The organism is Rhodoglobus sp. G.S.4 (genome assembly GCF_056619605.1).
In genome coordinates this window covers 431,946-444,324 of record NZ_CM152748.1, presented here as the reverse complement: position 1 = coordinate 444,324, position 12,379 = coordinate 431,946, and the positions used below count along the sequence as shown (strand labels likewise).

Here is a 12,379-nt window from a genome sequence, read left to right as displayed (position 1 = left end):
GCCGCAAATCAGGGAAGCTCGATGCGGAACACCGTGTTACCCGGAACGCTGGAAACGCTCGTCGTGCCCCCGTGCGCCGCAATGACTGCGGCAACGATCGCGAGCCCCAGTCCGGTGCTGCCGGCCGCCCGAGAGCGCGAGCTATCTCCGCGCACGAACCGTTCAAATATCGTTGACTGCAATTCTGGAGCGATGCCGGGGCCGGTATCGCGAATCTCGATGATCGTGCGCTTGCCCTCCCGCTGCAGACACGCAGTGACAATAGTGCCCGCTGGAGTATGCACTCGCGCATTCGCGAGCACGTTGACTATCACCTGGTGCAGTCGCAGGCGGTCACCGCTGACCATGACAGCGTCATCCGGAAGCTCCAACTCCCAGACATGGTCGGGACCTGCAGCGTAAGCGTCCCCCACGGCATCGATGATGATGCGGGAGAGATCGACTGGCTCATGTTGAATTGCCACATCTTCGTCGAGCCTCGCTAAGAGCAGCAGGCTCTCCACGAGTCCCGTCATGCGCACGGACTCCGCTTCGATTCGACCGATGGCGTGGGCGATATCATCGGGAATCTCATGCCCACCGCGACGCGTTAGTTCCGCGTAGCCACGGATCGACGCGAGCGGGGTGCGCAACTCGTGACTCGCATCCGCCACAAAGGTACGCACTTTGTTCTCGCTAGCTTCGCGGGAATTGAGGGCGGATGCCACATGCTCAAGTAAGCGGTTGAGTGCTGCCCCCACTTGCCCAACTTCGGTGCGCGGGTCAGCGTCATCAAGCGAGACCCGTTCGGCAAGCGCAACAGCTCCGCGATCGAGTTGGATTTCGGTGACACGGGTTGCTGTGCCGGCAACTCGTTCGAGGGGGCGCAAGGCGAACCGCACCGCAATGGCACCCGCAATTGCGGCAATGACGACGGCGAGAATTCCAATGCCAATGACCAACAGGGTAAGCCGCAACACGGTGTCACTGACATCAGCGAGCGGTAGCGCAACGATGAGAGACTCTCCATTGAACGGAGTGCTCGAAACGATGACCCGATATTCGCCGAGCGTACCCCCGAGATTCACCGTGACCGGTTCACTTGATTCGGTCAGAGCAGACAGCGCTGCGAGCTGATCCGCGGTCAAGGGCGACGGTGCGCCCCGGGTTCCCAAGACTCCAGCCGTGATAGTTCCATTGGAGGTCACGAGACCCGCAATTGTTCCTTCACGCTGGCCCGGCAGCGCTAGAAAGTCGCCAGCCGGGGGAATGTTTTGGGTGTTTCCTGTTGGCCGACCATCAAGCGCACCTTGGGAACGGCTTGAAGCGGAAACCAATTGAACATCGAGACGGTCAACCAGAAAGCCCTGCAACGCAAGCACACTCACGACGCCGATAAGCACTGCGGCGAGCGCAATGAGTGCGGCGCTGCCCAAGACTAGGCGATTGCGGAGGCTAAGCCTGCGGCCCGTCCCCGGGGCCTTCACTTCTCGAGGTCGGATCACTCGGCAGCCCGCAACATGTACCCGACCCCGCGAACTGTCTGAATCATCGGAGGGCCAAGAACATCAATCTTCTTGCGCAGGTAGGAGATATAGATTTCTACAACGCTTGCTCGTCCGCCAAAGTCGTAGCTCCACACCCTGTCAAGGATTTGCGCGCGACTGAGCACACGCCTGGGGTTGCGCATCAAGTAGCGCAAGAGCTCGAATTCGGTGGCGGTGAGGTCAACTTTGGTGCCTGCCCGGCTCACTTCGTACGTGCTTTCATCCAGCGAGAGATCCCCGACTTCAATCACCGGATCGGCATCGCCAGCAATCGTGATCGCAGAACGACGCAAGAGTGCGCGCAGTCGTGCCACGAGTTCTTCCAAGCTGAAAGGTTTGGTCACATAGTCATCGCCGCCAACCGTGAGTCCAGCAACGCGATCCTCGACAGCGTCTTTTGCTGTGAGGAAGAGTATGGGCGTCTCGATGCCGTCAGCTCGCAGTCGAGTGAGAACTGCAAGCCCATCTAGTCCAGGCATCATGATGTCGAGAACGATGACGTCTGGGCGAAATTCGCGAATGGTGGTGAGGGCTTGATGTCCATCAGAGGCGAGCCGAACATCCCAGCCCTCATAACGAAGGGCCATCGAGAGAAGGTCTGTTAGCGAATCTTCGTCGTCGACAACTACCGCACGAATGGCTGTACCGTCGGCTCGGCTCAAACGCGGTTGCGCCTGGACTGCCGGAAGGTGGCGTGACTGATTCATGTCTTCTAGTTATTCGGAGTTTCCTATGAAATTTCTGTGTACGAATTTCTGGTGTCATCGCTGAGAAACGCTTTCGCGGCTCAAGGCTAGTTCTCAGGTTGGCCATAGGGCACTGATAAGGCTCCTTCCTACCTTTGCCTTGACCACCCGAAGCACCGAGGAGACCCATGTTCGGAACGTACCTGTATCGAGAACTCAGCAACCGACGCAAACAGACAACAATTATTGCGGCCGGCATGGCTCTCGCCATTGCCCTCGTGATGATCGTGAGCGGCGTCGCTGCTGGTGTGCGAGACGCCCAAGCGAGCGTGCTCGCATCGATTTACGGTGTCGGCACCGACATCACCGTCACTCAAGAACCAGAATTACCCGCCGAAGGAGAAGCGGGGCAACAGCAGCAGCCTCGCTTTGAGTTTGGCGCTGACGACGGCGCCACCGCCGATGGTACAACCGCCCTGGCGCAGTCTCGTCTGACCAGTGGCGTTGGCAGCACTACCTTCGATGCGGATGCTCTCACGACCTCCGCCGCACTCGATAACGTTGCCGCAGCCACTGCCACCTTGACGCTCAACAACGTGAGTTTCTCGGGCGAGATTCCGACCCGCGACACTACCGCTACCGAAGAGGGCGGAGCGCCCGGGGCAGGGCAAATGGGCCCTGGCGGACCAGACGGTGCTGGCGGAAGCTCGTTCAGCGTCGACACTTTCACCGTTACCGGAATTGATGTTGCTGGCGAAAGTGTTGGCCCCCTCACTTCCGTCGGGCTCGTCGACGGTCGCGCGTTTGAGACAACGGATGCTGCAACCAACGTCGTAGTGCTGGACTCCGGCTACGCCACAACGAGCGAACTCAGCGTCGGCGACACCCTCGAAATTGGTGGTGAGGACTTCGAGATCATCGGAACCGTCTCATCCACTTCATCGGACGCCACCACGGCATCCAACACCTACATTCCGCTTGATACAGCACAGCGCATCTCAGAGCTTGAGGGTCAAATCTCGACCGTCTACGTGCAGGCTTCATCGTCGACCGACATTGCTTCAGTTCAAGCCTCGCTGCAGAGCGCACTTCCGGATGCAGCAGTCAAGACTCAAGAGGATCTTGCCTCGAGCGTGTCCGGCTCGCTGTCAACGGCCTCCGACCTCGTCGGCAAGCTCGGAACGTGGTTGTCGATCATTGTGCTCGCCGCTGCGTTCCTGATCTCTGTTCTTCTCACTACTTCTGGCGTCGCTCGTCGCACCCGTGAGTTTGGCACCCTGAAGGCGATCGGCTGGAGCAATGGTGCGGTCGTGCGTCAGGTTGCTGGTGAGTCACTGGTGCAGGGGGCAATCGGCGGGGTGATTGGCGTCGCCGTTGGGCTGCTGGGCATTCTTGCGATCAATCTAGCGGCCCCCGCCTTGAGCGCGAGCGCGACAACGACTACTCCGTTCGGCCCAGGGGCCGGACCGGGGGGAGGCGGACGATTCGGAGATGCCGCGGCCACGGCTGCTGCTGCCTCGACCGAGATCGCTCTACAGATTCCGGTAACTCTCGGCATCATCGGCATCGCCGTGGCCCTCGCCATACTCGGCGGCCTCATCGCTGGCGCCTTCGGTGGATGGCGCGCAGCCAAACTGCGCCCAGCCGAAGCTCTGCGCAGCGTTGCCTAATCCCACCGTTTTTTCTGACCAGTAGGAGACCTTCTATGTACGAACTAGCTAATCTCACCAAAACCTACGAGACCAAACGTGGCCCCGTCAGCGCACTCAACAGCGTAACCCTCAGCATCCCGACCGGACAGATGGTCGCGATTCAGGGACCGACGGGCGGGGGAAAGTCGACACTGCTGCAAATGCTTGGTGCACTTGAGCGTCCGACCAGCGGCACGGTCACTCTGGGTGATAGCGAACTGTCTGCGATGCCGGATGCTCGACTTGCAGACATTCGCGCGCGCACGATTGGGTTTGTTTTCCAGGGCTTCAATCTCATCCCCACTCTTACTGCTCAAGAGAATGTGGAGACGGCCCTTGCGCCGCTCGGACTCGCGAACGCTGAGCGTAAGCGTCGCGCGACCGAAGCGCTCGAGAAGGTCGGCTTGGGCGAGCGTTTAGCTCACCATCCGTCTGAGCTTTCTGGTGGTCAGCAGCAGCGTGTTGCGATCGCTCGGGCACTCGTCAAGGAACCTTCCGTGTTGCTAGCCGACGAACCGACCGGAAACCTCGACGAGCAGACCCGGGACGAGATCATGGAACTGCTTGAGGGCTTGTGGCGCGATCAGGGGCTGACCTTGATTATCGTGACGCACGACTCTGCTGTTGCGAAGCGGGCTGAGCGTCGATTGCAGCTGAAGCACGGAGCAGTGACCGAAAAGAAGTAGCGCTGCGAGGCTTTCACCCAGGAGAGGTCTGCCGTGACTAAGCGGAGTTGGTGGGCGGCGCGGTAGTTGCTACCGTGTCGCCCCTGTGACGAGCCACCGCTCGCCTCTAGCTCGCAGTCCCAGTGTCACTGCTCGTGCCCCGATGTATCCCAGTCCGAAGGCGAACCACAGTGAGACCAGTGCTGGTGCGGCGGTGAGTTCTGCGAGAGAAACCCACCAGAGGAGTGGGAGATAGACGGCAAGGTTAATGAGACCCGTGAGGGCAAGGTAGCGCGCATCCCCCGCACCGATTAGCACCCCGTCGAGCACGAACACGTAGCCGGCGACAGGGATGCCGAGAGCCAGCACGGGAAGAAGAGCCGCTAGCCCTGTGCGAACTTCTGAATCGCTACTGAACACGAAGCCAAGCCAGGGTGACATCGCCAGAATCACGATTCCCAACACGACGCCGCTGAAGATTCCGAGTTCAATGAGTCTGCGGGTGATCGCTCGCGCTTGAGGAACATCACTGGCCCCCAACTCTTTGCCAATCATTGCTTGTCCGGCTATGGCGAGGGCATCAAGCACGAACGCGAGGGTGGCGAAGATAGTGAGGGCGATCTGAACCGTTGCGAGTTCCTGAACCCCGAATCCCGTTGCGACCGCAATTGTTGCGAGCATCGCTGCCCTCAAGGATGCCGTGCGGAGCAGCAGCCACGCGCCAGCATGCCCGGCAATGAGCATCCCGCCGAGGTGGGGCCGCACTCGCGCGTCTTCCCGGCGCGCGATGACGATGAGCATCACGAGGTAGGCAATCGCCATTCCCCAACTGGCCACTACGGTGCCGATGGCGGAACCGGCGAGCCCCCACCCGAATCCGTAAATGAAGAGAACGTTGAGCAGGGCGTTTGAGATGAATCCTGCGACCGCCACGATAAGTGGCGTTCGGGTGTCTTGCAAACCCCGCAGGAGTCCGGAGGCCGCAAAAGTGATGAGCATCGCCGGCAGCCCGAGAATAGAAATTGCGAGGTACTGGTTGGCGAAGCCGACGATGCTGGGGTCTGCTCCGAAGAGGCTGATCAGCCACGGGGTCGCTGGGATTCCAATGATGACCAATAGGAGACCCAACAGGATTGCGAGCCAAACTCCGTCGACGCCTGCCGCGACCGCTCGGGCACGGTTGCCGACGCCGAGCCAGCGTGCAACAGCAGGAGTGGTCGAGTAGGCCAGAAAGATGAGCAACCCCACCGCTGTTTGCAGTACGGCGCTGGCAACGCTGAGCCCGCCCAATTGCGCGCTGCCGAGATGACCAACGAGAGCGGTGTCGGTGAGGAGAAAGATTGGTTCCGCTACGAGCGCGCCGAGCGCCGGTAACGCAAGGCGCCGGATATCCCGGTCAAGTGGCGAGTGCAGCAGGCTCACTACTGGCTAGTCTGTCGACGACTCTGTCGCCTTGGGCGACGGTGACGCTGCAGGCTTTGACGGCGCCGCTTTCTTCGCGGCAGGTTTTTTCGCGGCCGGCTTCTTTGCGGCCGGCTTCTTCGCGGGTGCAGCGTTCGTCGCTGCGGCCGAGGTTGCCGGCGCAGTCTTCGTTGCCGGCGTAGCCTTTTTCACCGCAGGCTTCGTTCCGGCCGGCTTGACTGCTGTCCGCTTGGTTGCTGTTGGTTTGGTTGACGCAGCCTTGCTGGTGGACGTCGAAGCCTTGCTGGTGGACGTCGAAGCCGTGGACTTCTTAGCCCCTACAGTCGCCTTACTAGCGGCAGGCTTTTTCGCCGCGGTCGTCTTGGTCGTAGAACTGCTCGGCGTCGACTTCTTGGCTGGCGCCTTTTTGGCTGGCGCCTTCTTCACCGCGGCTTTCTTCGCTGGTGCTCTCGTTGCCGCGATGGTCGCTGCCGTCGTCACGGTTGAGGTAGCTGTTTCGGAGACATCCGGCGTCGAAGCTGCCGGTGTCGAAGACTGAACATCGGCGTTCGTTTCGTCAGATGCAGCATCCGTAGGACTCGTGGCATCCGTGTCAACCGCAGCACCCGCAGGATCCGTGACAGGCGCATCACCCGCGTCGCCGGCAGCACCGCGCTCAGCAGCACCGCCCTCAGCCTCAGCTAGACGCTCTCGGCGCTCACGAACCTGACCAATGATTGTGGGAATCAGCAGTGCCAGCAGCAGAACTACTGCAGTGGTGGCGATGAGCACCACTGACTGTACGGAACCTTGATCTGGCTGTGGTGTCGGGTCCACGATTTCTATTTCGCGACCGGAAAGTTCAGGCTGATATTGGGCGAGAGTCGTTTCGCCAGCAATTCCGCTTTCGCCACGCACGAGGGGAATGATCACGCCATCACTGAGGCTGAACCATGCTTTCGTCTCCGGCTCGTGCACGAGTGTTGCATCTTCGTCGATGTGGTCGAGGGCGAGCGTGATGCCGGGGTTGCGGATGAAGTCGATCATTTCTGGGTCGACCGTTGCCGGATCAATGCCAATCATGGCAATACCAACCGGCTCTTCACCAATCAGAACCGGCACCTTCCAGCGATTGACATACTGCACCGGAGTGTCCGTCTTCTGCCCAGAATGGAATGCCTCAGACCAGAGGAAGATTCGATCAATTTCACCCAGTTCAATACCATCCGTGAAATCGAGTCCGCCGCCTCGCTCGTCAACACCGAAATACTCTTCGAGCTCAAGAATGAGTCCGTCATCTGACGCTGCGAACTCGCTAACATCTGGCGGGATCGAACCAACGGATGCTACAGCGCCCGCCGCCGGAACGAATGTGATCATTGCAAAGAGTGCTGCTGCTGCGGCAACGGACCACCGACGACGGTGTCTCGACGGTGGCGCAGAATCGGAGTGGCGAGCTAGCATGCGCCTAGTCTGCCAGTACCGGCACACATTGGTTGACGTGACGCGTAACAACCACGACTTGGCGGCGGTGAATCTGGGTTTGTGCGCGGTGGGCACCATTGCGCAGCAGACACGAGAGACAATGGTGGTGTGACTATGCAACCGGAACTCGATCTGTGGGAGCCGGTTGCGCCCAATCACCTCAATCGTGTGGTCGCCCACGCTGAAGATCGTGTTGCATGGCTTCGGGCGCGAAGCCGCGGTGTTACAGCGACGGATGCCGCCCGCTTGGCAACCGAAAGTTCGTTGCGTGGAGTGGTGGAGAGCAAGCTCCTCGGCTCTGGTTTCTCTGGCAATGCGTTCACCGATCACGGCCGACTGCGGGAACCTGAGATCGCACGGTGGGTGCTTGCCCAGCACGGCATCCGCTCAAGTTCTGCGCTCTATCACGCGCACGATCAACCACTGCATTTGGCAACTCCCGATGGTGTTGCCGTAATCGATGGTGCTGTGGTGTTGTCAGAAATCAAGACGACCCATAAGGCGTGGCGCAGCATCCCCCGTTCCTATTTGCGTCAAGTGTGGTGGCAGCAGTACGTGCTCGGCGCGGATCGCACCCTGGTGGTGTGGGAACAGCATGGCGACTTTGTGCCCGTGCATGCTGAGCCGAAATGCTTGTGGGTTGAACGAGATGAAGACCAGATCCATGCCCTTGTCGGACTTGCCGATCGGTTGCTCGATCTCATGCGAGCGCCGTAGCTAGCTAACGCGGTCACGCCCCAGTTTGCGCGCAGCAATCACCGCGCCAAGCATCATGAGCCAGGCAATAGCGATAGTCGTTGCCACAAACTCGAGACGGCTGCCAAGCACGACTTGGAAACGGAACAGGGAGAAGAGCCCACCTGTTCCGGCGATCACAGCAACAGCAATGGCGGTGATCAGCGACATTCGGGCGAGCACGCGGTGCTCCCGCGCGAATGACGTTTGGATCATTGCCCAGCATGCGGCCGCGAAAGCGATAACGGCAGCGAGGGTGTGAGTGAAGTCCTGCACCGTGAAACTGGGGCCATAGGGCAGTGGGCATCCCGAAGTGCAGGTCACTTGCGACGCAAGCAAAAAGAACCCGCAGCCAACCCAGAGTGACACTGCTGGCGAACCGAGGGAAAGCAATGGTGGCCACGCTCGAACTCGGCGGGCAGCCCACGCGACGGCTGAGCCTCCCGCGACAATCAGAAGCAGGGCAATCTCGAACGCGGCGGCAGTAGGTTCGCCCTCAGCGCCGAGCTCGCTGACGTAGAGCTCTCGAGGAACAGAGAGTCGCGACATCCAGATAAGAGTGAGCGCAACCCCAACGGCAACGCTGCCAACAACAGCGGCATAACCCTCAAGGGCACCGAGGGAGACTCGAGGCGGCGCAACTGCGGTCATAGCCCGAACGCCCGCGGGCGAGAAGTCAGCGGCGCGAGCATTCAACAATCGTAGAGCACCACGACGGCGCAAGCACCGGTCAGGGAGAAACTTATTTAGGCGTCTGCACTGAGGGGCAGCTCACGAACGTAGTCGTCTTCCCACCGCTCCCCCACAAGAAACTTCTTCGTACCCACGAGGCGAAAACCCGACTTCTCATAGAAGCGATTGGCGCGAACATTTTCCTGATTCACCCCAAGCCAGACAGCAGCAAAACCCTCGAGTCGTGCGCGCTCGATTCCTGCCGTCACTAGAGCCTTGGCAACGCCAGCACCGTGGAACTCGCTGAGCACGTAACACTTGCTGAGTTCGACGCTTGGTCTCGCTGTGAGTGCTGCGGCAACATCCGGATCACTGGGCTCGTCACTGCAAAAGAGTACGTAGCCTGCTGGTCGACCATCAACCTCGCCGATCAGAATCTCGCGGGCGGAGTCGTTGAGGTAACCACTAAACGACTCGACCGAAAGCTGGTGCGCGATGAACTCGGCTATTGCCTGCGGGGTGGTGCTTAGAGGGCAGGCGAGAGGAAAGGTGGTGCGTGCGAGCTCATGCAACATCTCAGCATCGGCAGCAACAGCAACGCGAACGGTGGTCGTCACGACGAAAACTCCTCCGGGGATGCGAAAACGGGGGCCGGCAGAAGCCGGCCCCCGTTCATCTAAGCAGTATTAGATCGAGTTGATGTCGACCGGGATGCCAGGACCGAAGGTCGTGGAAACAGTTGCTTTGGTGATGTAGCGGCCCTTTGACGAGCTCGGCTTTGCGCGAACGATCTCGTCGAGCGCTGCCTTGATGTTCTCGTCGAGCTGCTCGGCGGTGAACGCCGTCTTGCCAACAATGAAGTGCACGTTGGAGTGCTTGTCGACACGGAATTCGATCTTTCCGCCCTTGATCTCCGAGACAGCCTTAGCGGTGTCAGGAGTAACCGTTCCGGTCTTCGGGTTTGGCATGAGGCCACGCGGACCAAGAACCTTACCCAAACGACCAACCTGGCCCATGAGCTCGGGGGTCGAAACTGCTGCGTCGAAAGCGGTGTAGCCAGCGGCTACCTTCTCGATGAGCTCCGAGCCACCAACCTCGTCGGCGCCAGCAGCAATAGCTGCTTCAGCCGCAGGACCGGTTGCGAAAACGATAACGCGAGCAGTCTTACCCGTACCGTGAGGCAGGATGACGGTGCCACGAACCATCTGGTCAGCCTTGCGAGGGTCTACACCCAAGCGAAGAGCAACCTCAACGGTTGAATCAAACTTCTTTGAGCCGGTCTCGCGAGCAACAGCTACAGCCTCGGTTGGCGTGTAGAACTTGCCCTCTTCGAGCTTGTCGGTGGCAGCCTTGTATGCCTTGGAATTCTTGGACATTATGCCTCCACCGTGATTCCCATCGAACGAGCAGTGCCCGCGATGATCTTCATTGCGCCGTCGATGTCGTTGGCGTTGAGGTCAGCCATCTTCTGCTCGGCGATCGTACGAACCTGGTCTTTTGTGAGCTGTGCAACCTTGACGGTGTGCGGTGTGCCTGAACCCTTTGCAACTCCAGCAGCCTTCTTGATGAGCTCTGCTGCCGGCGGGGTCTTGAGGATGAACGTGAATGAACGGTCCTCGTACACGGTGATCTCAACCGGGATAACGTTTCCACGCTGTGCCTCGGTTGCGGCGTTGTACGCCTTGCAGAACTCCATGATGTTAACGCCGTGCTGACCAAGCGCAGGCCCGATGGGCGGTGCGGGGTTAGCGGCGCCGGCTTGGATCTGAAGCTTAATCAGACCTGTAACCTTCTTCTTCGGTGCCATTGTGTTTCCTTTTCAGTACGAACTGACCCGTGTGGCCAGCTCTCCCGCACCCGGTGGGGCGCGGTGGTTTTTTAGGGGCGTTAGCCCTTAAAGCTTGGTGACCTGATCGAAGCTGAGCTCGACTGGGGTCTCGCGCTCGAAGAGGGAAACCAGAACGATGAGCTTTCCGCTCTCCGCCTTGATCTCGCTGATCGAACCAGGCAGGCCCGCGAACGAACCTTCCTTGATGGTGATGGTCTCGCCGATTTCGAAGTCGATCTCAGCAGGAATCGAACGCGCAGCGGTCTTGCCCTTGGCGGACGAGCCCTTAGTTGCGGGAGCTTCGACGATTTCAACAAGGCTCTTCAGCATGTTGAAAGCTTCTTCGAAGCGAAGAGGTACGGGGTTGTGGGCATTGCCAACGAAGCCAGTAACTCCAGGAGTGTGACGAACAACCGACCAGCTGTCTTCGTTGAGGTCCATGCGAACCAGAACGTAGCCGGGGATGCGAACACGGTTGACAAGCTTGCGCTGGCCGTTTTTGATTTCGACAACATCTTCCATCGGAACCTCGACCTGGAAGACGTAATCTTCCATAGCCATGGAAACCTTGCGGTTCTCGATGTTGTGCTTGACGCGCTTCTCAAAACCGGCGTAGGAGTGGATGACGTACCACTTGCCAGGCTGAAGACGCAGATCCATGCGGAACTCGGCGTACGGGTCTACTTCGGCGCCTTCGGCTTCAGCGTCATCCGCAGCTTCGTCATCGGTTGCTGCAACAGAGGCATCAGCATCTGTGGTGTTGTGAACGTCAAGAGCGCCATCGACCGCAGCATCTGCTTCTGGGTCGGCTGCAGCATCCAGAGCCTCAAGGAGCCCAGCAAGATCGGCATCGACATCGGTCGAGCCATCTTCTACGTGCATTGCCTGGTGCTCGGCGGAGTCTTCAGAACGCTCTGCCTCAGCCAGGGTGTTACCCGTCTGCGCCTCATCCTCCTCGGAGGACTGCTCTGCTGCCGTAGCGAGCTCGGAGTCTTCGCGGTGGTTCTCGGACACTAAATCTCTTTTCGTTACTCTGCATTTCGGCCGTAGCCGACGCGGTTTGTGGATGGCGGTTAGTAAAAGACCTAAACCACTAAGTCAGGGTTGCCGAACAAAAAGTTCACCAACGCGCTAAAACCAAAGTCGAGTCCGGAAACGATACCCATCATGATGACGACGAATACAAGAACGACAAGTGTGAAACTGACCAGTTCACGCCTTGTCGGTGTAACGACCTTCTTGAGTTCGTTAATTACTTGGCGGATAAAGAGTGCCATGCGCCCGAAGGGTCCACGACGTTGCTCGCTGTCCTTCTTCGCCTTGGCGACGACGTCCTCGCTGGGCTCGTCTACGTCTTTCTTGGCCACTCTTAGTTACCTTCCGATACTTCGGCTTGCTCGACCCGAGACGTGAAACACGAACCGGGACTTGCAGGGCGGACAGGACTCGAACCTGCAACCTGCGGTTTTGGAGACCGCTGCTCTACCAATTGAGCCACCACCCTTTGCGAGAGATTTGCATCTCTCACCCCAACACTTTCGCACAAACACCGCCGGACTTCTATTTTCAGAAGTGGAGAGTAGGCGCGCGAAAGTATGGCAGTTTTCAACTACTTCTTCCAGTGTACGTCATGAAGCGGCCTCGTGAAATACGGCGAACAGCCAGACGGCAACAGATAGCGCGAAGCCCA

Annotated in this window: 13 protein-coding genes and 1 tRNA gene; 3 read left to right on the top strand and 11 right to left on the bottom strand. The window is 59.3% G+C overall.

Going from position 1 to position 12,379, the window contains the following annotated elements:
• Nucleotides 1-8: 8 nt before the first annotated feature.
• Both AC061P_RS02170 and AC061P_RS02165 read right to left on the bottom strand, forming a co-directional pair.
• Entirely contained in the window at nt 9-1,415 is a 1,407-nt protein-coding gene (locus AC061P_RS02170) for a sensor histidine kinase (protein ID WP_449648358.1), read from the bottom strand.
• Between the two features lie 65 nt (nt 1,416-1,480).
• Nucleotides 1,481-2,233 (bottom strand): response regulator transcription factor, encoded by a 753-nt coding sequence (locus AC061P_RS02165; protein WP_449648359.1) that lies wholly within the window; start codon nt 2,231-2,233, stop codon nt 1,481-1,483.
• A gap of 167 nt (nt 2,234-2,400) precedes the next feature.
• Between AC061P_RS02165 and AC061P_RS02160 the strand changes: the two genes are divergently transcribed.
• Both AC061P_RS02160 and AC061P_RS02155 read left to right on the top strand, forming a co-directional pair.
• Nucleotides 2,401-3,882: an ABC transporter permease gene (locus tag AC061P_RS02160; protein ID WP_480391686.1), complete on the top strand. Its 1,482-nt coding sequence runs from the start codon at nt 2,401-2,403 to the stop codon at nt 3,880-3,882.
• A gap of 35 nt (nt 3,883-3,917) precedes the next feature.
• On the top strand, nt 3,918-4,589 hold the full coding sequence (locus AC061P_RS02155) for an ABC transporter ATP-binding protein (RefSeq protein WP_449648361.1): 672 nt from the start codon (nt 3,918-3,920) through the stop codon (nt 4,587-4,589).
• Between the two features lie 69 nt (nt 4,590-4,658).
• Here AC061P_RS02155 and AC061P_RS02150 read toward each other — a convergent pair whose 3' ends face one another.
• Nucleotides 4,659-5,990, bottom strand: coding sequence for an MATE family efflux transporter (locus AC061P_RS02150; protein WP_449648362.1), 1,332 nt, complete (start codon nt 5,988-5,990; stop codon nt 4,659-4,661).
• A gap of 6 nt (nt 5,991-5,996) precedes the next feature.
• The gene (locus tag AC061P_RS02145) at nt 5,997-7,433 is read right to left on the bottom strand and encodes a hypothetical protein (protein ID WP_480391685.1); all 1,437 of its coding nucleotides are present in this window, start codon (nt 7,431-7,433) and stop codon (nt 5,997-5,999) included.
• A 135-nt stretch (nt 7,434-7,568) separates the two neighbouring features.
• Here AC061P_RS02145 and AC061P_RS02140 point away from each other — a divergent pair, with 135 nt between their 5' ends.
• Entirely contained in the window at nt 7,569-8,171 is a 603-nt protein-coding gene (locus tag AC061P_RS02140; RefSeq protein WP_480392153.1) for a YqaJ viral recombinase family protein, read from the top strand.
• Here AC061P_RS02140 and AC061P_RS02135 read toward each other — a convergent pair whose 3' ends face one another.
• The 7 genes from AC061P_RS02135 to AC061P_RS02105 form a co-directional block, all read right to left on the bottom strand.
• Nucleotides 8,172-8,840 (bottom strand): DUF998 domain-containing protein, encoded by a 669-nt coding sequence (locus tag AC061P_RS02135; protein WP_480391684.1) that lies wholly within the window; start codon nt 8,838-8,840, stop codon nt 8,172-8,174. It abuts the gene before it with no gap.
• Nucleotides 8,841-8,935: 95 nt separating this feature from the next.
• A complete protein-coding gene (locus tag AC061P_RS02130) occupies nt 8,936-9,478 on the bottom strand; it encodes an N-acetyltransferase family protein (RefSeq protein WP_480391683.1) in 543 nt (180 codons plus the stop codon).
• A 69-nt stretch (nt 9,479-9,547) separates the two neighbouring features.
• On the bottom strand, nt 9,548-10,237 hold the full coding sequence (gene rplA, locus AC061P_RS02125) for a 50S ribosomal protein L1 (RefSeq protein ID WP_219949415.1): 690 nt from the start codon (nt 10,235-10,237) through the stop codon (nt 9,548-9,550).
• Nucleotides 10,237-10,668, bottom strand: coding sequence for a 50S ribosomal protein L11 (gene rplK, locus AC061P_RS02120; RefSeq protein WP_100389473.1), 432 nt, complete (start codon nt 10,666-10,668; stop codon nt 10,237-10,239). Before rplK ends, rplA begins: the two co-directional genes overlap by 1 nt.
• A gap of 87 nt (nt 10,669-10,755) precedes the next feature.
• Complete coding sequence (nusG, locus tag AC061P_RS02115) at nt 10,756-11,703, bottom strand: transcription termination/antitermination protein NusG (RefSeq protein ID WP_449648366.1); 948 nt, start codon at nt 11,701-11,703, stop codon at nt 10,756-10,758.
• 71 nt (nt 11,704-11,774) lie between these two features.
• Entirely contained in the window at nt 11,775-12,056 is a 282-nt protein-coding gene (gene secE / locus AC061P_RS02110) for a preprotein translocase subunit SecE (RefSeq protein WP_480391682.1), read from the bottom strand.
• A gap of 64 nt (nt 12,057-12,120) precedes the next feature.
• A tRNA-Trp gene (locus AC061P_RS02105) sits at nt 12,121-12,193 on the bottom strand.
• Nucleotides 12,194-12,379 lie beyond the last annotated feature (186 nt).

Excerpts from the sequence above, each read along its gene's own strand:
- AC061P_RS02140 (WP_480392153.1), top strand. The coding sequence starts at position 7,569 with ATGCAACCGGAACTCGATCTGTGGGAGCCGGTTGCGCCCAATCACCTC.
- AC061P_RS02145 (WP_480391685.1), bottom strand. The coding sequence starts at position 7,433 with ATGCTAGCTCGCCACTCCGATTCTGCGCCACCGTCGAGACACCGTCGT.
- rplA (WP_219949415.1), bottom strand. The coding sequence starts at position 10,237 with ATGTCCAAGAATTCCAAGGCATACAAGGCTGCCACCGACAAGCTCGAA.
- AC061P_RS02165 (WP_449648359.1), bottom strand. The coding sequence starts at position 2,233 with ATGAATCAGTCACGCCACCTTCCGGCAGTCCAGGCGCAACCGCGTTTG.
- rplK (WP_100389473.1), bottom strand. The coding sequence starts at position 10,668 with ATGGCACCGAAGAAGAAGGTTACAGGTCTGATTAAGCTTCAGATCCAA.
- AC061P_RS02155 (WP_449648361.1), top strand. The coding sequence starts at position 3,918 with ATGTACGAACTAGCTAATCTCACCAAAACCTACGAGACCAAACGTGGC.
- AC061P_RS02135 (WP_480391684.1), bottom strand. The coding sequence starts at position 8,840 with ATGACCGCAGTTGCGCCGCCTCGAGTCTCCCTCGGTGCCCTTGAGGGT.
- AC061P_RS02160 (WP_480391686.1), top strand. The coding sequence starts at position 2,401 with ATGTTCGGAACGTACCTGTATCGAGAACTCAGCAACCGACGCAAACAG.